Consider the following 22,530-nt stretch of genomic DNA (forward strand, 5'->3'; position numbering starts at 1 on the left):
CATGAAGACGGGACGCGAGTACATGATCGCGAGGCTAACGCGCCCCGCACGCCGCGGCGAGCGAATATCGGCGCGTGCGGGAACTCGGGTGCGCAGCAGACCGCGAGTGGCCCCTCCCGGCCACTCGCGGTCCGCGCCGCGGGATGTCACGCCTTGAAGTTCAGCAGCTGCTTGACCTCCGCCGTCCGGGACTCGATCACGCGCCGCGCCAGGTCGCGGGCCTGGGTGTTCACCCCGCCCGCCGGGCCGTTCTCCGTCTGGGCCAGCTCCACCGCGCCCTGCTGCTGGCCCGTCAGCACGTCCAGGAACTTGCGCGTGAACTCGGCGTCCGGTGCCTTCCGCAGATCCCCGACCAGATCCGGCGACGTCATCTTCATGCCGCCGTGGCCCGCGTGGACCTGGGGGTTCATGTCCATCGTCTCGGGCTGTCCCCACGCTCGGAGCCAGCCCCGCATGTCCTCGGTCTCGGTCCGCTGAGTCGACTCGATCGCCGCGGCCAGGACCTTCAGCTCGCCCGGCACCTGGCGGTCCGCGGCCAGCCGGACGATCTCGATCCCCTGCTCGTTCTGGGGAACCAGCATCTGCAGGAACATCACGTCGGCCGCGTTGTACGCGGGTGGGGCCGCCGTCGCGCCGCAGCCGGCCAGCAGCAGCGCGACGACGGCCAGCAGCACTCTCATTGACGCTGCCACAGCGCCGGCGTGTTCGGCGGCTCCCAGCCCGCGATGGCCGTGTGCGGCTGGATGCAGCGGTAGCTCACGCCGTTGTACGTCACGACGTCACCCACCTGGTACGCCGTGCCGGCCGTCCACGTGCCGCTCGACGGCGGCGTCGACGTGGTGGGCGGCGCCGTCGTCGTGGTGGTCGGCGGCCGCGTCGTGGTCGTGGTGGGCGGCGGCGTGGTCGGGCCACCGCCGCCGATCTGGAGGTCGACGCAACTGTAGAACGCGTTGGCCGTGTCGGAGATGTTCCAGATCGCGAGGACCTTCACCCGGCCCGAGTAGCCCGCCAGGTTCACCGTGTGCGAGACGGTCGACGGCGGCTGCTGGTTGTTGCCGGGGATGTTCGCGACGCGCGTGTTGCCGATGTAGTACTCGTAGTTCGCGGTGGCGTGCCGGGCGGTGAACACCCAGTTGAACGTCACCGTCGTGCCCACGGACTTCGCGGGCCACGGCTTCGACTCGTCCGACAGCTCCGCGAAGCGGGAGTTGCCGCCGTCGCAGCTTCGCAGCCCCTTGGGGCCTTCGACGCTCTGGGGCTCATAGACGATGTCACCGCAGTCCGGCACCTTCCCGGCCGCGCAGTTGGCCTGCCGGCTGGGCGGGTCCGAGACGTATCCGTGGGCGCTCGCGACGGTGGCGGGGAGGACGACGACCAGCACCGGGGCGAGCAGGACACCGGCGGCGGCCGCGACGAATTTTCTGTTCCAGGTCATTTCGGCTCCTCGAGGGGGAACAGCGTCGTTCCGGGGAGGCGAACGAGCACATCCGGGCGGATGTGGTCTAGACCATAAGGAGAATCGGGCACAACGGTCAACGAACTACCGCCGTTCGGTGAATCCGCTGCTCCGCTCGGCTCAGTGCGAAGGTCGGGCCGGTTCCTGCAGGTGTTCGCCGAAGAACGACGTCACTCGGCGCCACGCGTCTTCGGACGCTTCGTGGTGATAGGTGAATCCGACGACCTTGAGCAGCAGGTTCAGCGGCGGCGCGACCTCGATCTTGTTGGCGAACCCGTGGCTGGCGCCCGGATACTCCTTGACGTCGTGCGGGATCTCGCGCTCGGTGAGCGCCGCTTCGAGCTTCGCCGCCGCGCCGCGCAGCGAGAAGTCCTTCTTCCCGAAGCTCGCGACGATCGGGCACGCGTCGTCGAGCACGGAAAGGTTCTTCGGCAGCTGGCCGTAGTAGGGCGCGGACGCCTCGAAGCCACGTGCCGCCGCCACGAGCGCGAAGCCGCCACCCATGCAGAACCCGGCGATGCCGATTCGGCCCGTGCAGTCTTCGCGGCCGGCCAGCAGCGTGCGGGCCGCCTCGATGTCGTCGAACGTGCGGCCCTGGTTGGCGAACATGTCCGAGAACACCCGGCGTACGCAGTGGCGCATGCCCCCACGCGCGTACAGGTCCGGGCTGAGCGCGAGGAAGCCCTCGGCGGCGAAGCGGTCGGTGATGTTCTTCGTGTCCTGGCTCAGCCCGAACGCGTCGTGGATGAGCACGACGCCCGGGTGCGGCCCCGCGCCCGCGGGCTCCGCCAGGTAGCCGCCGATGGTGCCGTCCGGAACCGGAATGGTCATCTCCATATCGGCGAAGATAGCGAGAAAGCCGTCGCCGCGCGTGGCCCGCTGAGAGTTCCTCAGTCGAGGGTGAACGGGTCGTAGGCGACGCGTTCCAGCTCGACGCCGTGCGCCAGCAGCTTCGCGATGGTCGCCTGGATCATCGGCGGCGACCCGGACACGAGCACGTCGTGGTCGCGCCACACCCCACGCTGGGTCACGGCGTGGGCGAGCGTGCCGCGGTCACCGCCCGCCAGCGCGCCCTCCTCGGTGACCGGGGTGACCGTCAGCCACGGCGCCGTCGCGGCGAACCGGCGCAGGTCGTCGTACGCGTACAGGTCTTCCGGTCTTCGGCCGCCGAAGAACAGGTGCACCGGCGGGTTCCGCTTCCAGCGCGCGAGGTCGTCGAGGATGGCCAGCATCGGCGTGATCCCGGTGCCGCCGGCGATCATCAGCAGCCGCCGCTTGGTGGTCGTCGGCCGCACGTTCAGCACGCCCATCGACGGCCCGAGGCGCCAGACGTCGCCCGGTCTCGTGTGGTTGACGATGCTGCCGCTCACCCAGCCGCCGGGCACCGCACGCACGTGGAAGACCAGCTCGCCGTCGCCGCGCGGCGCGTTCGCCGGCGAGAAGTACCGCCACAGCCGCGGCCGCTGCGGCACCTCCACGCTGACGTACCCGCCCGCGCGGTACGGCAGGAGGCCCTCGGTGCGCACCTTGACCAGCGCGACGTCGCGGGTGAGCTTGCGGTGCTCCAGCACGGTCGCGGCCCACCACGCCGGACCGGTCTCGGCCTGCGCGGCCGCGCGCATGGTCTTCGCGATGAGCCCGTACGCCGTCTGCCACGCGGATTCCACCTCGTAGGTCCACTTTTCCTTGAGGAACCGCTTGAGCGCCGCCAGCAGCGCGACGCCGACGGCGTCGTAATGGCGCGAGACGACGGCGAACTTGCGGTGGTCACGGCCGAGCTGGCTGAGGAACGTCACGAGCTCGTCGGGCCGGTCGACCATCTGGACGACGTACACGAGCGCGCGCAGCAACCGGCTCCGCTGGTTCGCCATGCTCGCCGGGAACAGGTCACGGCAATCCGGCGCGACCGCGAACAACGCGCCGTAGAAGTATTGCGCCAGTTCATCGGCTTTCGGCTCGACCGCCGCGAAGCTTTCACGGATCAGCCTGACCAGTTCACGGCCTTTCACGACCGAAACGGGAACGGTCGGCAGCGGCGCGGAGATCTTCAGGGAGTCGGCACTCATCGGGAACGGTAATCTCCAGTCCTGGCAAGGGTTTTCGGCGCTGTGCCCGCGGCATCGCACCGGCGGTGCCGCCCCCGAGGGTTCCCGACCTTAGGCGCATTCCCGTGCAGATGCGCGTGATTCCGCGCGTTCCCGCTCGATCGGAGCAATTTCGACACGCCGCGTCAACCCGATCTGGCGGTGCGTGAAATTGATCAGCCGACGCGATTTGCGGATGTTGTCGCTGAACTGACCGGAATCCCGCTCAGTCGATCGTGAACGGGTCGTACTGGATCTGGTCCAGCGCGCTGCCCGCCACGAGCATGCGCGACACCGTCGCGCGGATCATCGCCGGCGAGCCGGACACCAGGATGTCGTGCCCCGGCCAGGCCCCGTACCGCGTGACCGCCTCGGCCAGCGTGCCCTGCTCGTACCCGGGGACGTCGCCGCCGCGCTCCACCACCGGCGTGACGGTCAGCCACGGGTTGGTGGAGGCGAGCGCGCGCAGCTCGTCGAGGTCGTACAGGTCTTCGCGGCTCGGGCCGCCGTAGAACAGGTACGTCTTCGGGTTCTCGCCCCAGAGGGCGAGGTGGTCGAGGATCGCGCGCAGCGGCGCGACGCCCGTTCCGCCCGCGACCATGAGCACACCGCGTGACGTCTCACGGTCCACTGTCATCCGGCCGAGTGGCGGGCCGAGCCGCCAGACGTCGCCGGGCTGGGTGTGGCTGACGATGGCGCGGGACACCCAGCCGCCGTCGATCGCGCGGACGTGGAACTCGATGCCGCCGTCCTCGCGCGGCGCGTTCGCCGGCGAGAGGTAGCGCCACAGCCGCGGCCGCTGCGGGACTTCGACGCTGACGTACTGGCCCGGCAGGTAGGGCACCGGCTGGTCGGGCAGCAGCCGGACCAGCGCGAGGTCCCAGGTCAGCCGCCGGTGCTCGACGACGGTGGCCTGCCACGACGGCGGGTTCGTGTCGGCCGCGGCCGCGTCCTGCATGGCACGGGCGACGATGGTGAACGCCTCCGCCCAGGCGCGTTCGACCTCGGGGGTCCATTCCGGGCCGAGGTGGTTCTTCAGCGACGCCAGCAGCGCGGTGCCGACGGCTTCGTAGTGCCGCGGCACCACGCCGAACTTGCGGTGGTCGCGGCCGAGCTGGCGCAGGAACGGCGCGAGGTCGTCGGGCCGGTCCACCATCTGCACGATGTGCACCAGCGCGCGCACCAGCCTGCCGCGCTGGATCTCCATGTTGATCGGGAAGAAGTCACGCGTGGTCGGCGCGAGGGTGAACAGCATCCCGTAGAAGAACTGCGAGATCTCCGCGATGTAGGGCTCCGACTTCGCCCAGCTGTCCCGGATGAGCCGGACCATCGCGGCGACGGCCGCGGGCGCTTCACGCGGGGCCGAGGACCTGGGGAGCGGGCTGACCGAGTCGGCTGTCATGGGCGGGAGTTCGCTGCTGGGGGGCGGGTGGACGGGGACACGCGGTCAGGCACCGCCGGGCCGGGCGCGGGGACGGCGGTGCCGCGTCCGCCCGTCTCCTGGGTCCATCTGCTCCCCCTCGTCACTCGTCCGTGCCACGTGCACGGCCCGTCCGCAGGGTAGCCGCCGGGCGGCCTTTTGCCCGCATTGTTGCTCCGACCGGGTGTACTGCCGGGTGATGGCGTGGGCGACCTCACCGGACCGATCCTTGCTGGCGCAAGCGATGGCTCATAAACTTGTATTACACAAGTAATAGTCTCGAGGGGTTCCGGGTGGCGGAGCCCCGGTGCAGCACAGCTGTGGCAGGAGGTCCCGATGGGCTCCGACGACACCGACGACGACGTCCGGGTCGAGCTCATGCGCGAGCTGAAGACCGCGTCGCAGCTCCAGCACGCCTGGATCATGCAGGCCTGGCAGGAGCAGCCGGGGCTGCACCCGGCGGCCGCGATGCTGCTGTCGGACCTGGCGAAGAACGGCGAAGCGCGGCCGTCCGAGCTGGCGAAACGCCGGTTCGTCGACCTTTCGGTGGTCAGCAGGCAGATCACGCAGCTGTCCGCCGCCGGGCTGGTCGACCGCCGTCCCGCGCCCGAAGACGGCCGGGCGTCGCTGGTGAGCGTGTCCGAGAAGGGCCGCGCCGAACTCGCCCGCTGGCGGGCCAACTACCTCGAATTCATGGAGCAGGCGCTCGGCGGCTGGGACGACGAGCGCGTCACCGACCTCACCGCGCGGCTGGCCGAGATGAACGCCGACCTCCGCCGCGCCTTGGGTAGCGCGGCCTGCTTCGCCGGGTCCAAGTGACGCACGCGCCCAGGTGATCCGGCGCGGGCGGAGTACCACCCGCAGTGGCATTTTCGCGCGCGGGAATGTCTCCGTTCGGGCCTGACTCGGTGCCGTTTTCCGGGGTTACCGTCGGAAGGTGACGCGTAGCCGGGTCGCACTGCTGTGCGCGCTGGGGATCGACAACTTCGGCTCAGGTCTGTTCCTCCCGTTGGCGCTGGTCTACGTGACGCAGGTGGTCGGCGTGCCGCTCGCGATGGCGGGCACGGCCGTCACGCTCGGCACGGTCGGCGGGCTCGTGGTGCCGCCGTTGGCCGGACGGCTCGTGGACCGCGTCGGGCCGCGGGTCGTGGTGATCGCCGCGCAGCTGCTGCAGGCCGCCGGCGCGGGCGCCTACCTGCTCGCCGGCAGCGCGGGCCCGGTCGTGGCCGCCGCGGTCCTGCTCGCCACCGGGCAGCAGCTGTTCTACAGCTCCCTGTTCGTGCTCATCGCCGACGTCGCGGGCGACGTCCCGAAGGACCGGCCGTTCGCCGAGGCGGGCATGGTCCGGGCCGGCTGCTTCGGGCTGGGCGGTCTCGCGGCGGCCACCCTGCTGACCTGGCTCGGCACGTCCGGGTACCGGATCGCGCTGGCCGTCGACGCGGTGACGTTCTTCGTCGCGGCCCTGATCCTCGCTTTCTTCGTGCCGCTCGCCCGGCCGCACAAGCAGCACGGCGAGCGGCCGGCGCGCGTGCTGCGCGACCGGCCGTATCTCGCGTTGATCCTCTTCAGCGGCCTCTTCGGGCTCTCGCTCGACTTCTTCCTGATCGGCACGCCGGTGTTCGTGCTCGACCGGCTGCACGGCCCGGTCTGGCTGCCCGGCGCGATCCTCGCCCTGCTCACCGTGCTGACGAGTGTCGGCGGCACGCTGGCGCTGCGGCTCACCGCGCGGCTGACCCGGATCGCGGCGATGCGGGCCGGCTCGGCGTTGTTCGCCGCGTGGTGCGCGGTCAGCCTCGGCGTGCTGCTCGTGCCCGACGGCTGGCGCGTCGTGTACCTGCTGGTCTCGACGCTGGTGTTCGCCGCCGGTGACCTGGTCTTCGGCCCGCGGTCGGGTGCGCTGGCCGAAGCCGCGGCACCGCCGGTCGCCCGCGGCCGTTATCTCGCCGCGTACCAATACGCGTTCACGGTGGCGCAGGTCCTCGCGCCCGCCGTGGTCGCGTTGTTCTCGGTCGCCGACTGGTTACCCTGGGTGCTGGTCGGGACGTGTGCGGGACTCGCCGTGGCCGGGCTCGGGATGCTGGGCTCCCGGTTGCCGGCGAGCGCCGTCGCACCCGGTCAGAGTTGAGCGGAACAGACTCAAGTTTTCGTGCGTTGAGGATAGTGATGGGTCACGGTCAGGCCTGTCACCTGGACTTTCCGATGTACCGAGCATGAGGTGAGGGATGGACGCTTTCAACCCGACCACGAAGACCCAGCAGGCGATCTCGTCCGCGGCGCAGGCGGCCACCATGGCCGGCAACCCGCACGTGTCGGCCGCCCACCTGCTGGGCGCCCTGCTGGCGCAGGGTGAGGGGCTGACCGCACCGCTGCTGACCGCGGTCGGGACCGACCCGGAGGTGGTGCACAAGGAGCTGGAGCCGCTCATCGCGGCCCTGCCGTCCGCGACCGGCGCGACGGTGTCGAGCCCGCAGTTCGACACCTTCGCCGTGAAGTCGCTGACGCGCGCGCAGAAGCTCGCCACCGAGCTGGGCGACGAGTACGTCTCGACCGAGCACCTGCTCGTCGGGCTCGCGACCGAGGGCGGGCAGGTCGCCGACCTGCTCAAGCGCCACGGCGCCACCCCGGACGCGCTGCAGGAGGCGTTCGCCAAGGTCCGCGGCTCCGCGCGGATCACCAGTCCCGACCCGGAGAGCACGTTCAAGGCGCTCGAGAAGTACGGCGTCGACCTGACCGAGCGCGCCCGCGCCGGCGAGCTCGACCCGGTCATCGGCCGGGACACCGAGATCCGCCGCGTCGTGCAGGTGCTGTCGCGGCGCACGAAGAACAACCCGGTCCTGATCGGCGAGCCGGGCGTCGGCAAGACGGCCATCGTCGAAGGTCTCGCCCAGCGCATCGTCGCCGGTGACGTGCCCGAGTCGCTGCGCGGCAAGCGCGTCGTCGCCCTCGACCTCGGGTCGATGGTGGCCGGCGCGAAGTACCGCGGCGAGTTCGAGGAGCGGCTGAAGGCCGTGCTCAAGGAGATCACCGACTCCGCGGGCGAGGTCATCACCTTCATCGACGAGCTGCACACCATCGTCGGTGCCGGCGCGACCGGCGAGGGCGCGATGGACGCGGGCAACATGATCAAGCCGATGCTCGCCCGCGGTGAGCTGCGGATGGTCGGCGCGACCACGCTCGACGAGTACCGCCAGCACATCGAGAAGGACGCGGCCCTGGAGCGGCGCTTCCAGCAGGTGCTCGTCGGCGAGCCGTCGCCGGAGGACACCATCGCGATCCTGCGCGGGCTGAAGGAGCGCTACGAGGTCCACCACGGTGTCCGGATCACGGACGCCGCCCTGGTCGCCGCCGCCACGCTCTCCGACCGCTACATCACCGCGCGTTTCCTGCCCGACAAGGCCATCGACCTGGTCGACGAGGCCGCGTCGAAGCTGCGCATGGAGATCGACTCGCGGCCGGTGGAGATCGACGAGGTCGAGCGGGCCGTGCGCCGCATGGAGATCGAGGAGATGGCGCTCGCCAAGGAGGAGGACTCCGCGTCGAAGGAGCGTCTCGCCGCGTTGCGCGCCGAACTGGCCGAGAAGCGGGAAGAGCTGACGGCGCTGACCGCGCGCTGGCAGAACGAGAAGGGCTCGATCGAGCGCGTCCGCGAGCTGAAGGAGCAGCTGGAGCAGCTGCGCGGCGAGGAGGAGCGTGCCGAGCGCGACGGCGACCTCGGCAAGGCCGCCGAGCTGCGCTACGGCCGGATCCCCGCGCTGGAGAAGGAGCTCGAGGCCGCGACCGCGGCGAGCGAGGCCAGCCAGCAGCAGGTCATGCTCAAGGAGGAGGTCGGCGCGGACGACGTCGCGGACGTGGTCAGCGCGTGGACCGGCATCCCGGCCGGCCGGCTGCTGGAAGGCGAGACCGGCAAGCTGCTCCGGATGGAGGAGGAGCTGACCAAGCGGGTCATCGGGCAGGCCGAAGCGGTGCAGGTCGTCTCGGACGCGGTGCGCCGCAGCCGGGCCGGCGTCGCCGACCCCGATCGCCCGACCGGCTCGTTCCTGTTCCTCGGCCCGACCGGCGTCGGCAAGACCGAGCTGGCCAAGGCACTGGCCGAGTTCCTGTTCGACGACGAGCGCGCGATGCAGCGCATCGACATGAGCGAGTACGCCGAGAAGCACTCGGTGGCCCGCCTGGTCGGTGCCCCGCCGGGCTACGTCGGCTACGACCAGGGCGGCCAGCTCACCGAGGCCGTCCGGCGCCGCCCGTACTCGGTGGTGCTGCTGGACGAGGTCGAGAAGGCCCACCCGGACGTCTTCGACGTGCTGCTGCAGGTCCTCGACGACGGGCGGCTGACCGACGGCCAGGGCCGGACGGTGGACTTCCGGAACACCATCCTGATCCTGACCTCGAACCTCGGCTCGCAGGCCATCGCCGACCCGTCGCTCGACGAGCGGCAGCGGCGCGACGCGGTGCTGCAGGTGGTGCAGCGGCAGTTCAAGCCGGAGTTCCTCAACCGGCTCGACGACATCGTCGTGTTCCACTCGCTCGGCACCGAGCAGCTGACGTCCATTGTGGACATCCAGGTGGCCCGGCTGGCGAAGCGGCTGGCCCAGCGCCGGCTGCACCTGGAGGTCACCGACGGCGCCCGCGAGTGGCTCGCGCTGAACGGCTTCGACCCGATCTACGGCGCCCGCCCGCTGCGGCGGCTGGTCCAGTCGGCGATCGGCGACAAGCTGGCGAAGGAGCTGCTGTCGGGCGAGGTCCGGGACGGCGACACGGTCCGGGTCGACATCCCGGACCTGGAAGCCGGCGACACGCTGACGGTCACTCGCGTCTGAAGCCCGTGAAGGCCACCTCGACGTCGCTCGAGGTGGCCTTCACTGCGTCCACAGTGGTGGTTCGTGGCGATTTGTCGACCCGGGAGCGGGCAAAATGCTCCGAACGGGCCCGGCGACACGGGTACCGGCGATCATCTCTTCGGCGTAGCAGGCGATACCCTGGCGCTCGTGGGTATTCCGGCGTGGATCTGGTTCGTCATCGCGGCCGTCGCCCTGGTGGCGGGGCTGGGGCTGCTCGCCGCCGACCGGGCGAAGGAGGGCTCGCGCAACCGCGAGCGAATGCGCTGGGCACAGCTGCGCGGCTGGCAGTTCGTCGAGGAGGACGCGCGGCTGCCGCAGCAGTGGTCCGGCGGGGCGATCGGCTACTTCGGCGCGGACGCGGCCGTGAACGTGGTCGCGGGCTCGACGTTCACCTCCGACGGCCGCCGTCCGGTGTTCATCTTCGACATCGAGTCGGAGGGGCAGATCCCGGCGGTGGTCGTGGCCGTGCGGTGCAACAAGAAGCACCGGATCCCGATCGAGATGTGGCTGTCGAGCGTGCCGTTCCAGCGCGCGGACATGCCGGAGATGCTGGGCCCGATCGGCTCGCGCTACGCGTTCGCGGACGACGCGGACGGTGCCCGCACGGTGATCACCCAGGAACTGGTGGACGCGGCGGACCAGCTCGGCGGCGACGTCGGCGTGGCCTGGCTGGAGAACGAGTGGGTCCTGGCGAGCGTGGTCCCGACGGCGGGCCCGTCCCGCCTGGAGCGCCTGCTGCGCGACCTGGGCGAGATCGCGGACATCGTGGACCCGTTCGACGAGGACTACGACGCGGGCCGCCACCAGGCGAGCGCCCCGATCCCCTCGGTCGGCGGCACCCCACCGGCCCCCGCGGCCGGAACGCCGGTCCAGCAGCCGCCCGCCGAGCCGCCGGCGGCGCAGGACTAGAAGCCGAGTACCGGCCGGTCCAGTGCACCGGCGGAGAACGACGGGGTGAGGGTGCCGCGCACCGTGGTCGCGCCGCCCTGGATGTGGAAGATGTGGTCGGCACCCAGGTCGCCGCTGATCGAGCCTGCGGTCAGGCTCTGTGATGTCTGCACCAGGCCCGTCGCCGGGCCCAGCTGGCCGCCCAGCTCGTGGTGCTGCCCGATGTCGAGGACGCCGGACAGCTGGCCCGACGCGTGCTGCTCGGACGCCGTGCCCAGCGCGCCGGCCTGGCCGAGGTCGACGGCCTGCCCGGACGCCCGGCGCGCTGAGATGGCCCCGGCCAGGTCGCCGGTGAAGGCGCCGCGCAGGCCCGTGTCCACCTGCTCCGCGTTCTCGCTCAGCACGTCGACGCCGTTGCCCAGCCACACCGCGTGATGCGTGCTGCGGCCCACGCCAAGGCGCTCGCCGCTCGTCGCGGCCGCCTCCGTGAATTCCGAGGCGATGCGGGCGTCGCCGAGTTGCTTCGTGACGACGTCGCGGCGGGTTGCCGACAGCGTGTCGGCGCTCTGGTCCAGCCTGCTCGATTGGCGGTGGTCGACCGGGAGCTCGATGCGGTCGAGCGGCAGGGTGATGTCGGACTGGGCCGCGAACGCCGTCGCCGGTGCCGCGAACAGGAGGGCCACCGGCGCCGCGCCGGCCGCGACCTTGGGCAGGTAGCCGCTCTTGCGCCTGCTGTGCTTACCCATGCGCGGGACCATAACCCGGCCGCGAATCGGCTGCACCCGGAGCCCCTGACCAGCGGGTATCGTTCACCCACATGACCACCGCCGACTTCTTTGCCGGGGCCCCGGGGCGAAGCCCCGGACGTCACACCGCCGTGATCACCGGAGCCACCGCGGGCATCGGCGCGCAGTTCGCGCGCACGCTCGCCGCCGAGAATTACGACCTCGTGCTCGTCGCCCGCGACACCGCGCGGCTGGAGGCGTATGCCGTTGAGCTGCGGGAATCCCACGGCGTGGGCGTCGAAGTGCTGCCGGCCGATCTGTCCGAAGTGGACGGACGAGCGGCGGTCGAGCAGCGGCTCGCCGCCGGGCCGGTCGACCTGCTGGTCAACAACGCCGGGTTCGGGCTGAACGGCGACTTCTGGACCATCCCGCCGGACGCGCTGCAGCGCCAGCTCGACGTCAACGTCACCGCGGTGCTGCGGCTGACCAGGGCCGTGCTGCCCGGCATGATCGAGCGCGGGCACGGCGACATCATCCAGGTCAGCAGCGTCGCCGGGTTCTTCAGCGGCCGCGGTTCGACCTACACGGCCAGCAAGAACTGGGTCACGTCGTTCACCGAAGGGATCGCCGCCTCGCTGCCGAAGGGCGTCCGGATGATGGCGCTCTGCCCCGGGTTCACCGCGACCGAGTTCCACGAACGGGCCGGCATCGGCAAACCCGGCCCGAAATTCGCCTGGCTGGGTGTCGAACAGGTGGTCAACGAGGCGCTCGCGGACCTGCGCCGCGGCAAGGTGATCTCCGTGCCGAGCCTGCAGTACAAGGCCGTCGTCGCGATCGGCGGGCTGCTGCCGCGCGCGGTGCTGCGCCGGATCGGCGGCGGCTTCGGCGGCAAGGGCCGCACCTGAGTAGGGCTGTCCCCACCGTGAAGACGCGCGTGCGCACCAGGGTGGAAGCCGGCCGGTCTCAATAGCGTTTTCCCCATGACGACTGAGGCGGTGCGGCTGGAAGCCGTGCGCAAGGAGTACGGCGGCGTGGTCGCGCTGGACGGGGTCTCGATCTCGTTCCCGCGTGGCGGGTTCACGGCGGTGATGGGCCCGTCGGGTTCGGGCAAGAGCACGTTCCTGCACTGCGCGGCGGGCCTCGACCGGCCGACGTCGGGCCGGGTCGTGCTCGACGGCCAGGACCTCGCCGGCAAGAGCGAGACGTACCTGACGAAGCTGCGGCGCGACCGTGTCGGCTTCGTCTTCCAGGCGTTCAACCTGCTCCCGGCGCTGACGGTCGAGCAGAACGTCGTGCTGCCGCTGCAGCTGGCCGGCAAGCGCCCGGACAAGCGGCTCGTGGCGCGGATCCTGGCGCACGTCGGCCTCGACGGCCGGCGCAAGCACCTGCCCGGGCAGCTTTCCGGCGGTCAGCAGCAGCGCGTCGCGATCGCGCGGGCCCTGGTCACGGACCCGGCCGTGCTGTTCGCCGACGAGCCGACCGGCGCCCTCGACACGCGCACGGCCGCCGACGTGCTGGGTCTGCTGCGCGACTCGGTCCGGTCGTCCGGCCAGACGGTGCTCATGGTGACGCACGACCCGGTCGCCGCCTCCTACGCCGACCAGGTCGTCTTCCTGGCCGACGGCCGGATCGCCGGACGGCTGGCCCACCCGACCGCCGAGGCCGTCGCCGAGCGGATGACCCACCTGGGCGCGTGGGACCGGATGGCGGTGCGGGCCTGATGTGGAAGCTCGCGCTCCGGACGCTGCGCCTGCGCAAGGGCGGCTTCCTGGCGACGTTCGTCGCCGTGTTCTTCGGCGCGCTGATCGTTTCGGCGTGCGGTGGCCTGATGGAGACCGGCATCCGGTCCGAGACGCCGGTCCAGCGGCTGGCCGCGGCCCCGACCGTCGTCGGCGGGCAGCAGACGCTCAAGCTGCCGGAGGACGACCCGGCGACGCTGGACCCCGAGGACAAGCACAAGTTCGAGAACGCGACGCTGCCCGAGCGCGTCCGGCTCGACGCGGGACTGGCCGATCGGCTGCGCGCGGTCCCCGGCGTGACCGAGGTCGTCGGCGAAGTCACCTTCCCGGCACAGGCCGGCGCCACGTCGGCGCTGGGTCACGCGTGGGATTCCGCCGTGCTGACGCCGTACGCGTTGAAGGGCGAAGCGCCGAAGCCGGGCGAAGTGGTCGTCGACGCCGGCCTGGGGGTCGCCGTCGGCACCACATTGCCCGTGGCCGCGCACGGCACCGTCGGCCAGTACCGCGTCTCGGGTATCGCCGAAGCGCCGCAGGCCATGCGGGACGCCGCGGTGTTCTTCGCGCCGTCGGACGCGGAAAGGCTGTCCGGGCACCCGGGCCGGTTCGACACCATCGGCGTCTTCGGCGGTGACGCGGCCGCGGTGTCGGCGGTCGTCGGGAACGCCGGGGTCGTGACGACCGGCGTCGACCGCGGCGCGCTCGAGTTCCCGGAGGTGAACAAGAGCGGTGAGGACCTGATCGTGCTGGCCGCCGTGTCGGGTGGGCTGTCGGCGATGGTCATGGTGTTCGTCGTCGCCGGCACGCTCACGCTGTCGACGCAGCAGCGTCAGCGCGAGCTCGCGCTGCTGCGCGCGATCGGCACCACGCCGCGCCAGCTGCGGCGGATGGTTCTCGGCGAGGCGCTCGTGGTCGGGCTCCTGGCGGTCGCCGCCGCGGTCGCGCTCGGCCCGGTGCTCGGGAACTGGCTGTTCGGCAGGCTGGTGGACAACCACGTCGTCCCGGACGTCCTGCGGTTCGAGCAGGGCTGGCTGCCGGCGACGGTCGCCGCGGGCGCGTCGCTGCTGGCTGTCGTGGCCGCGTCCTTCGTCGCGGGACGGCGTGCGGCGAAGGTCCGCCCGACCGAGGCCCTCGCCGAAGCCGCCGTCGAACGGCGCTGGCTGACGCCGATCCGGCTGATCACCGCGATCCTGTGCTTCGCAGGCGGGACGGCGCTGGCCATCGTGACGGTCGCCGTGATGACGGGCCCGGTCGCGGCCAGCACGGCGGGCCCGGCGGTGATGCTGTGGGCGTTCGGGCTGGCGGCGATCAGCCCCGGCGTCACGAAGGTGACGGCGATGCTGCTGCGCTGGCCGGTGCAGGCCATCACCGGCGTCAACGGCCGGATCGCGCTGCGCAACACGCGCGTCGGCGCGATCCGGACGGCGGGCGCGGTCACCCCGATCATGCTCGCGGTCGGCATCGCGACCGCCAACATCTACCTGCAGACCACGCAGGAAGCCGTCTCGAACCAGGCCTACACCGAGGACCTGCGCGCGGACGCGGTCGTCGCCGGGCCGGGCGGGCTCGACCCGGCGGTGGTGAGCCGGGTGCGGGCGCTCCCGGGCGTCGAGAGCGCGTCGGAGTACGTCACGAGCACGGTGTTCATCGAGACACCGTTCGACTCGAACCAGGACAAGGACGGCTGGCCCGCGCTCGGCGTCAGCGAGCTGACCGGCAACGCCGCCGAGGTGCCGGAGACGCTCGGCCGCCACGTCGGCGACACGCTGTCGCTGCGGCTCGGCGACGGCACGCCGGTCGACGTGCGGGTGGCCGCCGTCGTGGCCCAGCGTCCCGGGTTCGAACGGCTCGTGCTGCCCGCCGGGCTCCTGGCGCCCCACACGACGCTCGGGCTCGCGCCGCAGCTGCTGGTGCGCGCCGCGGACGGCGTCGGCACGGCAACGCTGACTTCGCGGCTTCGCGAAGCGACAGCCGGATCGCCGGTCCAGGTCGGCGATCGTGCCGCGCTGATCGCCGCGCACGCGAAGGGCAACGAAGTCGGCGCCTGGGTCAACTACCTGCTCGTCGGGATGATCATCGCGTACACGGTGATCTCCGTGGTGAACACGCTCGTGATGGCCACCGCCAAGCGGCGCCGCGAGTTCGGGCTGCAGCGGCTCAGCGGGTTCACCCGCGGGCAGGTGCTGCGGATGGCGGGCATCGAGGGCGGGCTGATCGCGGCCATCGCGGTCTTGCTCGGGTCGCTGGTCGCGGCCGGGTCGATCGTCCCGTTCTGCCTGGTGGTGCGTGGCTCGGTGCTGCCGTCGGGGCCGGCCGCGATCTACCTGGTGGTGCTCGCGATCGCCGTCGTGCTCTCGCTCGCCGCGATCCTCGTCCCGGCCTGGGCCGCGACGCGCGGGCGTGCGGTCGACGCCACATCCATCGGAGAGTGAGCGCGCTCGTGTGTAAGACTCTCGGCCGTGGCGAACCCCGGGTTGGATCAAGCGGCGAAACTCGAACTGGCCAGGCTGGTCACCGATCTTTCCGTGGTGCACGGAAAGGTGACGCTGGCGTCCGGCAAGGAAGCCGACTACTACATCGACCTCCGGCGCGCGACGCTGCACCACGCGGCGGCGCCGCTGATCGGCAAGCTGCTGCGCCAGCTCACCGCGGACTGGGACTACGTGGCGGCCGGCGGCCTGACCCTCGGCGCCGACCCGGTCGCGCTGGCGATGCTGCACTCGGCGGCGTCCGACGGGGTGGTGCTGGACGCGTTCGTCGTCCGCAAGTCCACCAAGGAGCACGGCATGCAGCGCCGCATCGAGGGCATGGAGGTCCGGGGGCAGCGCGTGCTGGCGGTCGAGGACACCTCCACGACGGGCGGCAGCGTGCTGACGGCGGTCGAAGCCCTGCGTGAGGCGGGCGCGGACGTCGTGGGCGTGGCGACCGTCGTCGACCGCGACACCGGGGCGCGGGAGGCCGTGGAGAAGGAAGGCCTCGAGTACCGGTACATCCTCGGCAAGGACGACCTCGGCCTCGACTGATTGGCCGCGGTGACGCAGGTCACCGACAATCGGCCCGTGACGTTTCCCGTGCGCCGGTGTCCTCCTGCCGAGGAGGTGCCGTGACGACGACCAGCGCGGAGCCCGGTACACCGCTCGACGACGCGACCCTCGTGGCCCGCGCGCGCGACGGCGACGTCCGGGCCTACGAGCAGCTCGTGCTGCGCTACCAGGGCCCGATGTTCCGGCTGGCGGCGAAGCTGCTCGGCCACCGCGGCGACGCCGAGGACGTCGTGCAGGAGGTGTTCCTCAACGCCTGGCGCAAGCTCGGCCAGCTCGGCGAGGACGCCGCGTTCGCCGGCTGGCTCTACCGGGCGACGACGAACCGCTGCCTCAACGCGATCCGCTCGCGCAGGCCACGGGCCGACGTCGACCTGGACACGGCCGAGTCGCCGCGGGCCGACCTCCAGCCGGAGCGGGCCGCCCAGGTGAACGGCCAGCTCGCGGCACTGAACGCGGCGCTGGCGGAGCTGACGCCCGAGCAGCGGGCGTGCTGGCTGTTGCGCGAGGTGCACGGCCGGTCGTACGAAGAGATCGGCGAGGTGGTCGGCGCGAACGCGACCGCGGTCCGCGGCCGGATCGCCCGCGCCAGGGCACAGCTGGCGGAGGTGATGAAGCCGTGGCGATGACGGAGTACGAGCTGCCCTGCGAACGCGACGTCGAGCAGGTGTGGGAGCGGCTCGACGCGGTCGGCGCCGGGCTGGCCGACGAGCACGAGCTGACCTGCCCGCACTGCCGGGCGGCGCGCGAGAGCCTGCTGGCGCTGCGCGAGGCCACTGCCGAACTGGCGGCCGAGGAGGACGCGCCGTCGCCGGACCTGCTCGGCCGGATCATGTCGGCCGTGCGGGCCGAGGTGCGACGTGGCTCGATGGTGCCGCTGCCGAGCCCGGAACCGGGGCTCGTCGAGATCAGCGAACAGGCCGTGGCGGCCGTGCTGCGGTACGCGGCGGATACCGTCGACGGCGTCCGGGCGCGGCGCTGCCGGGTGCGCACGGACGCCGAAGGAGCCGTCGAAGTCACGCTGACGCTGGCGGTGAGTGTCCGGACCGCCACCGGCGGGGAGGCGTTGTCGCTCGTGCGGCAGCGGGTGACGGCGGCGGCCGCGGCCCGGGTGGGCCTGACGCTGGCGAAGCTCGACCTGCTGGTGGACGACGTGTACGGGGAGCCGGAATGAACGCGGAGTACGTCATCGAGGACCCGGTGATCGCCGGCGTGGCGGCCCGGGCGGCGATCGGGACACCGGGCGTGGTGCGGCTCGAGCCGGGCCTGCGCGGCCTCGTGACGGGGTGGACCCGCGCGGCCCGGCAGCGCTGGCAGGGCCTCGACCCGGCCCCGGCGGACGGCGTCCGGGTCCGCACGGCGGACGGCCGGGTGACGGTCCGGATCGACCTGGTGACGGCGGCGGCCGACCAGGCCGCGGCGGTGGGCCGGGCCGTGCAGCGCGCGGTCGGCCGGTCCGTGACCGAGCAGACGGGCGTGGTCGTCGACGAGGTTTCGGTGTCGATCATGGACATCGAGCCCCGGTGACGGCCGCCGAAGCCGCGGAGAAGATCGTCGGCGCGCTGGAGTCGGTGGACGGCCTGCGCCCGGCGACGTGGCCGGTGGAGCGCACGGCCGCCGCGGTGGACCTGTCGCCGGAAGTGGTCCGGATCCGCCTGATCGCCACCCGGCTGCCCATCCCGCCGCTGCTGGACCGGGCCACCGAGGTGGTGCGGCCGGTGCTGGCCGGGACGGAGTGGGCGAACGCCCGGCTGCGGCTCGTGGTCACGGATCTGGACGGTGCCGCGTTCGCCTGAACCGGGCGTACCGTCACTGGATATGGACGAGCCGTCGAAGCCCAGCGAGCCAGCGGAGCGGCCGGAGCACCGGCCGCCGTGGAAGAAGCCGCCCGAGCAGTACCCGCACGAGGAACCCACCCAGTACCCCGCGAAGCGGCCGCCGGAGTTCCCACCGGGCGTGACTCCGCCGTCACCGCCACGGTGAACGCGTTGCTCCGCTGGGTTAAACATCACACAGCTGGGCACTCTTCAGGGCGGCCGGATTCGCGCAGCGGAGTAAAGTCGCTGGTAGGGGGTTCGGTGAAGGGGGCGGGTGATGGCGAAGTTCCTGGCCGACGTGACGGTGACGCTGCACATCCTGGCCCTGCTCTTCATCGGGCTCGGTGGATTCCTGGCCTGGCGCTGGCCGAAGGTCGTGTTCGTCCACATCTTCTTCGCCGTCTGGGGCGTGCTGGTCAATGTCACGCCGATCCCGTGCCCGCTGACCGCGCTCGAGAACTACTTCCGCCACCAGCAGGGCCTCGGTGACCTGCCCGGCGGCTTCAACGCGTACTACTTCTACGACACGTTGTTCCCGCGGTCTTTCCTGCCCGTGATCGCGGTCTTCGCGCTGACGCTGCTGGTGCTGTCCTACGTCGGCGCGTACCAGCGCTGGCGCCACCGCGACCACGCCCACGCGCACGCCGCCCACCTCGGCTGAGCGACAATCGGGGGGTGAGCACATCCCCCGACGCCGGCCCCACCGAGTGGGTGAGCCGCGAAGAGGTCGGCGTCGGCCCCTGGCCGGGCGAGTGGCCGTCGGACGAGCGGTACGACCCGGAGCTGCTGCGGGACGGCGACCGCCGCAACGTCGTCGACGCCTACCGCTACTGGCGCCGCGAGGCGATCGTGTCCGATGTGGACCGCCGGCGGCACCCGTTCCACGTCGCGATCGAGAACTTCCAGCACGACCACAACATCGGCACGGTGGTCCGCACGGCGAACGCGTTCGCGGCGGCCGAGGTGCACATCGTCGGCCGCCGCCGCTGGAACCGCCGCGGCGCCATGGTCACCGACCGCTACCAGCACCTGCGCCACCACGACGACGTCGGCGGCCTGGCCGAATTCGCCGCGGCGCGGGGCCTCGCGATCGTCGCGGTCGACAACACGCCGGGATCCCGGCCGGTCGAGACGGCCGAGATCCCGCGCGAGTGCGTGCTGCTGTTCGGTCAGGAAGGCCCCGGATTGTCCCGGCAGGCGCAGGACGCGGCGTCACTCGTGGTGTCGATCGCCCAGTTCGGCACGACCCGGTCGATCAACGCGGGTGTCGCCGCCGGGATCGTCATGCACGCCTGGATCCGGCAGCACGCCGACCTCAGCACGGCCTGGTAGTCACAGGCCCCAGCCCCAGCGCAGCTGCGCCACCCCCGACGCGTTGTTGATCGCCAGCCCGCTGCCGCTCTGCCGCGTGATCGAGTAGGTGTCGCCCGAGCGCAGGCCGGGCCAGTAGACGACGCCCATCTGCCGCGACCGCGCCAAGTCCGTGGTGGCGGCGAAGTACGCGGTGAAGTTGTTGCCGTCCTGGTGCCCGGCCGAGTAGTCGAGCCCGGTCGTCATCGGGGCGCCGGCCTCGTCGATGATCGTGCGTGAGGAGTACGAGCCGAGCCGGTTGCTGAGGTTGGTGGTCCAGGCCGAGCGGGTGGTGTCCGAAGCCCAGAAGCCGTAGAAGTGCAGGGACAGCAGCGTCCCGCTCAACGCGCCCGCCGCGCCGACACCGGTGACGTTGTCGTTGTAGCCGGTGCCGCTGATCAGGACGCGGCCGCGCGGGATGTTCGAGTGCCGGGAAAGCCACGTCGAGCACAGCGACACCCACGCGTTCAGGCTGTAGCCGAAGGGCTCGTTCATCGGCTCGAAGTAGACGTTGCCGTTGCCGCCGTAGTCGCCGGTGACCTTGTCCCACATGGCGTTCCACGCGGTCATGTCGTCGACGAAACCGTCCTTGTTGGCTTCCCAGTACCCGAAGATGACCTTCATGCCGTGGGCCAGTGCCGAGTCGGCAGCGCCCTTGTAGCGCGCCCACCAGTCCGAGTTGACGCTCTGCGGGTTGATCGGCAGGCGCACGGTGTTCGCGCCCAGCTGCTGCTGGAAGCCGGTGAGGATGCCGTCCGCCTTGGCCCGGATGACGTCGTAGCTGTCCCCGGCGGTGAGGCCGGTCGGGATGACCCAGCCGTCGACGTAGTTGTCGCGGGCGTCCGCCCAGTTGACGCCGCGGAAGGCGTTCGTGGCGGCGGAGGCGTTGTGGGGGACGGCGAAGAGGGGAACGAGGAGGAGAGCGAGCAGGCAGCGACGAAAGCGGGTCATGCGAACTCCGATGTCCGATGATCGATGTTGACGTCAACATGCCCGGCCGAGAATCCTCCCGGACCGCGTGCGGTGTCAAGCGTCAGACGGGGGCGACCTCGACCGGAATTCCGTTCAACACCGACGTTCCGGACGGAACGTCCAGCAGCGTCTCGTCGGCGACCAGGTTCGAGTTCACGCCCGGGTTCGCGCGCGCCACCCGGGTCCGCGAGCCGTCGACGTCGTGGCCCCAGCCGTGCGGGATGCTGACCACGCCCGGCCGGACCTCGTCGCTGACCTCGACCGGAACCTCCAGCTGGCCGGCGCGGGACGTCACCGACGCGAGTGCGCCGTCCGTGAGGCCGAGGCGGGCCGCGTCTTCGGGGTGGACCAGCACCGTGCACCGGTTGCCGCCGCGGACCAGTGGCTTCAGGTTGTGCATCCACGAGTTGTTCGAGCTGAGGTGCCGTCGTCCGATCAGCACGAGCCCGTCGTCGGCGGGCTTCGCCAGTTCCTCGCGCAGGCGCGGGACGTCGGCGACGACCGGTTCGGGCGCCAGCTCGATCCGGCCCGACGCGGTGCACAGCACTTCCGGGATCCGGGGCTTCAGCGGCCCGAAGTCCAGCCCGTGCGGTGCCGCTTCGAGGTCGGCGAGCGTGACGTCGTAGGGGCCGGCGCGCAGCAGCAGGTCGACCAGCCGGGCGGGACCGGTGCGGTCGCCGGTGACCTCGATGCCGTTGCGGCGCGCGGTTTCCGCGGCGACGAAGCCGTCGAGCGCCGCGACGTCCGCTTCGGGGCCCTGACCGGCGACGATGCCGGTGAGTCGCAGCATCGTCTCCCACTCCTGCGGCAGCGGCGACGGGAGCGTCGCCGGCGTCCAGTTGGCGACGTTGCGCACCGAAAGCTGGTAGAAGGCCAGGTCGAAGTGCGGACGTTCGAGCGGCGACGGGCCGGGCAGGATGACGTCGGCCTGGCGGGACGTCTCGTTCAGGTAGACGTCGACGGAGATCATGAAGTCGAGGTTCTTCAGGGCTTCGCTCAGCCGCCCGGCGTTGGGCGTGCTCAGGCACGGGTTGCCGCTGACGGTGATCAGCGCGCGGACCTGGCCGTCGCCCGGGGTTTCGATCTCGTCGGCGAGGGTGGCGACCGGCAGCTCGCCGACGACCTCGGGATAGCCGCGCACACGGCTGCGCCAGCGCCCGACGGCGAACGGCCGCCGGTTCCCGGTCGGCTGGCACGCGGCCAGCGGGAACATCGCGCCACCCGGCCGGTCGAGGTTGCCGGTGAGCACGTTGAGGACGTCGACCAGCCAGCTCGCCAGCGTGCCGAAAGCCTGCGTCGTGGTGCCGATCCGGCCGTAGACCACGGCGTTCCCGGTGGCCAGTTCGCGGGCCATCCGGCGGATTTCGGTGGCGTCGACGCCGGTGCGCGGCGCGACGGCTTCGGGGGTGAAGGGCTGGGCCAGCGCGCGGACGTCGTCGAGGCCGTTCAGGTGCTCGCGCAGCCGGCCCGGGTCGACGCGGTCTTCGGCGAACAGGACGTTGACCAGCGCGAACAGCAGCAGTGCGTCGGTACCGGGCCGGATGGCGTGGTGCTCGTCGGCGAACCGCGCGGTGCGGGTGCGGCGCGGATCGACGACGACGATCTTGCCGCCGCGTTCGCGGATCCCGCGCAGCCGCCCGCGGATGTCCGGCGCGGTCATCAGGCTGCCGTTGGAGACGAGCGGGTTGGCGCCGAGGATCAGCAGGTGACGCGTGCGGTCGAGGTCGGGGACCGGGATGGCGAGCGGGTCACCGAACATGGTGCCGGCCGAGTAGTGCTTCGGCATCTGGTCGACCGACGTCGCGCTGTAGAAGTTCTTGGTGCCCAAGGCTTTGTAGAGCACGCGGCCGTACAGCGTCAGCGCGATGTTGTGGACGCCGGGGTTGCCCGCGTACACCGCGACGGCGTCCCGGCCGTACTGCTCGATGATCGGCGGGAGACGGCGGTGGATCTCGTCGTAGGCCTCCTGCCAGCTCACCTCGACGAACTCGCCGTCCCGCTTGAGCAGCGGCGCGGTCAGCCGGTCGGGGTCGTGGTGCAGTGCGCCGAGCGACGCGCCCTTCGGGCAGATGTAGCCCTTGGAGAAGACGTCCTGCTCGTCGCCGGTGACCCGGGTGACCTGCCGGTTCTCGTCGAGCGTCACCTCGAGCCCGCAGGTGGCTTCGCACAGCGGGCAGGTGACGTGAGCAGTGGTCATGGCCAG

23 protein-coding genes are annotated in these 22,530 nt (G+C 71.7%); 15 read left to right on the forward strand and 8 right to left on the reverse strand.

Annotated elements, in window-relative coordinates:
• Window positions 1-146 precede the first annotated feature (146 nt).
• The 5 genes from BT341_RS07020 to BT341_RS07040 form a co-directional block, all read right to left on the reverse strand.
• Window positions 147-680, reverse strand: coding sequence for a DUF305 domain-containing protein (locus BT341_RS07020; RefSeq protein ID WP_072475499.1), 534 nt, complete (start codon window positions 678-680; stop codon window positions 147-149).
• The gene (locus BT341_RS07025) at window positions 677-1,435 is read right to left on the reverse strand and encodes a lytic polysaccharide monooxygenase (protein WP_072475500.1); all 759 of its coding nucleotides are present in this window, start codon (window positions 1,433-1,435) and stop codon (window positions 677-679) included. The genes BT341_RS07020 and BT341_RS07025 overlap by 4 nt, the downstream gene beginning before the upstream one ends.
• 141 nt (window positions 1,436-1,576) lie before the next feature.
• Entirely contained in the window at window positions 1,577-2,293 is a 717-nt protein-coding gene (locus BT341_RS07030) for a dienelactone hydrolase family protein (protein ID WP_072475501.1), read from the reverse strand.
• A 53-nt stretch (window positions 2,294-2,346) separates the two neighbouring features.
• Complete coding sequence (locus tag BT341_RS07035; protein WP_072481820.1) at window positions 2,347-3,450, reverse strand: globin domain-containing protein; 1,104 nt, start codon at window positions 3,448-3,450, stop codon at window positions 2,347-2,349.
• Window positions 3,451-3,766: 316 nt separating this feature from the next.
• Window positions 3,767-4,942 (reverse strand): globin domain-containing protein, encoded by a 1,176-nt coding sequence (locus BT341_RS07040; protein ID WP_177328757.1) that lies wholly within the window; start codon window positions 4,940-4,942, stop codon window positions 3,767-3,769.
• A 354-nt stretch (window positions 4,943-5,296) separates the two neighbouring features.
• Between BT341_RS07040 and BT341_RS07045 the strand changes: the two genes are divergently transcribed.
• The 4 genes from BT341_RS07045 (at window position 5,297) to BT341_RS07060 (ending at window position 10,707) form a co-directional block, all read left to right on the forward strand.
• Window positions 5,297-5,779, forward strand: coding sequence for a MarR family winged helix-turn-helix transcriptional regulator (locus BT341_RS07045; protein ID WP_072475502.1), 483 nt, complete (start codon window positions 5,297-5,299; stop codon window positions 5,777-5,779).
• A 118-nt stretch (window positions 5,780-5,897) separates the two neighbouring features.
• Entirely contained in the window at window positions 5,898-7,085 is a 1,188-nt protein-coding gene (locus BT341_RS07050; protein WP_072475503.1) for an MFS transporter, read from the forward strand.
• Window positions 7,086-7,182: 97 nt separating this feature from the next.
• Window positions 7,183-9,777 carry an ATP-dependent chaperone ClpB gene (clpB, locus tag BT341_RS07055; protein WP_072475504.1) on the forward strand — a complete coding sequence of 865 codons (2,595 nt, stop codon included), beginning with the start codon at window positions 7,183-7,185 and terminating at the stop codon, window positions 9,775-9,777.
• Between the two features lie 168 nt (window positions 9,778-9,945).
• A complete protein-coding gene (locus BT341_RS07060; RefSeq protein ID WP_072475505.1) occupies window positions 9,946-10,707 on the forward strand; it encodes a type III secretion system chaperone family protein in 762 nt (253 codons plus the stop codon).
• Here the strand turns inward: BT341_RS07060 and BT341_RS07065 are convergent.
• Window positions 10,704-11,432, reverse strand: a complete 729-nt coding sequence (locus BT341_RS07065) for a hypothetical protein (protein WP_072481822.1) — start codon at window positions 11,430-11,432, stop codon at window positions 10,704-10,706. The genes BT341_RS07060 and BT341_RS07065 overlap by 4 nt on opposite strands.
• Before the next feature lie 71 nt (window positions 11,433-11,503).
• On the opposite strand from BT341_RS07065, the gene BT341_RS07070 reads away from it, so the two are divergent.
• The 11 genes from BT341_RS07070 to BT341_RS07115 all read left to right on the forward strand — a co-directional run bounded on the left by BT341_RS07070 (window position 11,504) and on the right by BT341_RS07115 (window position 19,337).
• Window positions 11,504-12,316, forward strand: coding sequence for an SDR family NAD(P)-dependent oxidoreductase (locus BT341_RS07070; protein ID WP_072475506.1), 813 nt, complete (start codon window positions 11,504-11,506; stop codon window positions 12,314-12,316).
• Window positions 12,317-12,391: 75 nt separating this feature from the next.
• Window positions 12,392-13,132 carry an ABC transporter ATP-binding protein gene (locus tag BT341_RS07075; RefSeq protein ID WP_072475507.1) on the forward strand — a complete coding sequence of 247 codons (741 nt, stop codon included), beginning with the start codon at window positions 12,392-12,394 and terminating at the stop codon, window positions 13,130-13,132.
• Window positions 13,132-15,579 carry an ABC transporter permease gene (locus tag BT341_RS07080; protein WP_072481823.1) on the forward strand — a complete coding sequence of 816 codons (2,448 nt, stop codon included), beginning with the start codon at window positions 13,132-13,134 and terminating at the stop codon, window positions 15,577-15,579. The genes BT341_RS07075 and BT341_RS07080 overlap by 1 nt, the downstream gene beginning before the upstream one ends.
• A gap of 27 nt (window positions 15,580-15,606) precedes the next feature.
• Window positions 15,607-16,170, forward strand: a complete 564-nt coding sequence (gene pyrE, locus BT341_RS07085; protein WP_072475508.1) for an orotate phosphoribosyltransferase — start codon at window positions 15,607-15,609, stop codon at window positions 16,168-16,170.
• An 80-nt stretch (window positions 16,171-16,250) separates the two neighbouring features.
• Window positions 16,251-16,817, forward strand: a complete 567-nt coding sequence (locus tag BT341_RS07090; protein ID WP_072475509.1) for an RNA polymerase sigma factor — start codon at window positions 16,251-16,253, stop codon at window positions 16,815-16,817.
• Window positions 16,814-17,362, forward strand: coding sequence for an Asp23/Gls24 family envelope stress response protein (locus BT341_RS07095; protein WP_177329046.1), 549 nt, complete (start codon window positions 16,814-16,816; stop codon window positions 17,360-17,362). The genes BT341_RS07090 and BT341_RS07095 overlap by 4 nt, the downstream gene beginning before the upstream one ends.
• The gene (locus BT341_RS07100; RefSeq protein ID WP_072475511.1) at window positions 17,359-17,715 is read left to right on the forward strand and encodes an Asp23/Gls24 family envelope stress response protein; all 357 of its coding nucleotides are present in this window, start codon (window positions 17,359-17,361) and stop codon (window positions 17,713-17,715) included. The genes BT341_RS07095 and BT341_RS07100 overlap by 4 nt, the downstream gene beginning before the upstream one ends.
• A complete protein-coding gene (locus tag BT341_RS07105; protein WP_072475512.1) occupies window positions 17,712-17,984 on the forward strand; it encodes a hypothetical protein in 273 nt (90 codons plus the stop codon). The genes BT341_RS07100 and BT341_RS07105 overlap by 4 nt, the downstream gene beginning before the upstream one ends.
• 22 nt (window positions 17,985-18,006) lie before the next feature.
• Window positions 18,007-18,171: a hypothetical protein gene (locus BT341_RS45205; RefSeq protein WP_177328758.1), complete on the forward strand. Its 165-nt coding sequence runs from the start codon at window positions 18,007-18,009 to the stop codon at window positions 18,169-18,171.
• 111 nt (window positions 18,172-18,282) lie between these two features.
• A complete protein-coding gene (locus tag BT341_RS07110; protein WP_072475513.1) occupies window positions 18,283-18,666 on the forward strand; it encodes a DUF2784 domain-containing protein in 384 nt (127 codons plus the stop codon).
• 14 nt (window positions 18,667-18,680) lie between these two features.
• Window positions 18,681-19,337: a TrmH family RNA methyltransferase gene (locus tag BT341_RS07115; protein ID WP_072475514.1), complete on the forward strand. Its 657-nt coding sequence runs from the start codon at window positions 18,681-18,683 to the stop codon at window positions 19,335-19,337.
• Here BT341_RS07115 and BT341_RS07120 read toward each other — a convergent pair whose 3' ends face one another.
• Together BT341_RS07120 and BT341_RS07125 are read right to left on the reverse strand one after the other, a co-directional pair.
• On the reverse strand, window positions 19,338-20,306 hold the full coding sequence (locus tag BT341_RS07120) for a cellulase family glycosylhydrolase (RefSeq protein WP_072475515.1): 969 nt from the start codon (window positions 20,304-20,306) through the stop codon (window positions 19,338-19,340). It lies immediately after the preceding gene.
• Window positions 20,307-20,388: 82 nt separating this feature from the next.
• On the reverse strand, window positions 20,389-22,524 hold the full coding sequence (locus BT341_RS07125; RefSeq protein ID WP_072475516.1) for a molybdopterin oxidoreductase family protein: 2,136 nt from the start codon (window positions 22,522-22,524) through the stop codon (window positions 20,389-20,391).
• Window positions 22,525-22,530: the final 6 nt, after the last annotated feature.

Origin of the sequence: Amycolatopsis australiensis, assembly GCF_900119165.1 — a bacterium.
Lineage (GTDB): Bacteria > Actinomycetota > Actinomycetes > Mycobacteriales > Pseudonocardiaceae > Amycolatopsis > Amycolatopsis australiensis.

Coding starts and splice junctions, on each gene's coding strand:
- BT341_RS07110 (WP_072475513.1), top strand. CDS start 18,283: ATGGCGAAGTTCCTGGCCGACGTGACGGTGACGCTGCACATCCTGGCC.
- BT341_RS07080 (WP_072481823.1), top strand. CDS start 13,132: ATGTGGAAGCTCGCGCTCCGGACGCTGCGCCTGCGCAAGGGCGGCTTC.
- BT341_RS07065 (WP_072481822.1), bottom strand. CDS start 11,432: ATGGGTAAGCACAGCAGGCGCAAGAGCGGCTACCTGCCCAAGGTCGCG.
- BT341_RS07045 (WP_072475502.1), top strand. CDS start 5,297: ATGGGCTCCGACGACACCGACGACGACGTCCGGGTCGAGCTCATGCGC.
- BT341_RS07075 (WP_072475507.1), top strand. CDS start 12,392: ATGACGACTGAGGCGGTGCGGCTGGAAGCCGTGCGCAAGGAGTACGGC.
- BT341_RS07120 (WP_072475515.1), bottom strand. CDS start 20,306: ATGACCCGCTTTCGTCGCTGCCTGCTCGCTCTCCTCCTCGTTCCCCTC.
- BT341_RS45205 (WP_177328758.1), top strand. CDS start 18,007: ATGGACGAGCCGTCGAAGCCCAGCGAGCCAGCGGAGCGGCCGGAGCAC.
- BT341_RS07070 (WP_072475506.1), top strand. CDS start 11,504: ATGACCACCGCCGACTTCTTTGCCGGGGCCCCGGGGCGAAGCCCCGGA.
- BT341_RS07125 (WP_072475516.1), bottom strand. CDS start 22,524: ATGACCACTGCTCACGTCACCTGCCCGCTGTGCGAAGCCACCTGCGGG.
- BT341_RS07030 (WP_072475501.1), bottom strand. CDS start 2,293: ATGGAGATGACCATTCCGGTTCCGGACGGCACCATCGGCGGCTACCTG.
- BT341_RS07095 (WP_177329046.1), top strand. CDS start 16,814: ATGACGGAGTACGAGCTGCCCTGCGAACGCGACGTCGAGCAGGTGTGG.
- BT341_RS07040 (WP_177328757.1), bottom strand. CDS start 4,942: ATGACAGCCGACTCGGTCAGCCCGCTCCCCAGGTCCTCGGCCCCGCGT.
- BT341_RS07100 (WP_072475511.1), top strand. CDS start 17,359: ATGAACGCGGAGTACGTCATCGAGGACCCGGTGATCGCCGGCGTGGCG.
- clpB (WP_072475504.1), top strand. CDS start 7,183: ATGGACGCTTTCAACCCGACCACGAAGACCCAGCAGGCGATCTCGTCC.
- BT341_RS07025 (WP_072475500.1), bottom strand. CDS start 1,435: ATGACCTGGAACAGAAAATTCGTCGCGGCCGCCGCCGGTGTCCTGCTC.
- BT341_RS07020 (WP_072475499.1), bottom strand. CDS start 680: ATGAGAGTGCTGCTGGCCGTCGTCGCGCTGCTGCTGGCCGGCTGCGGC.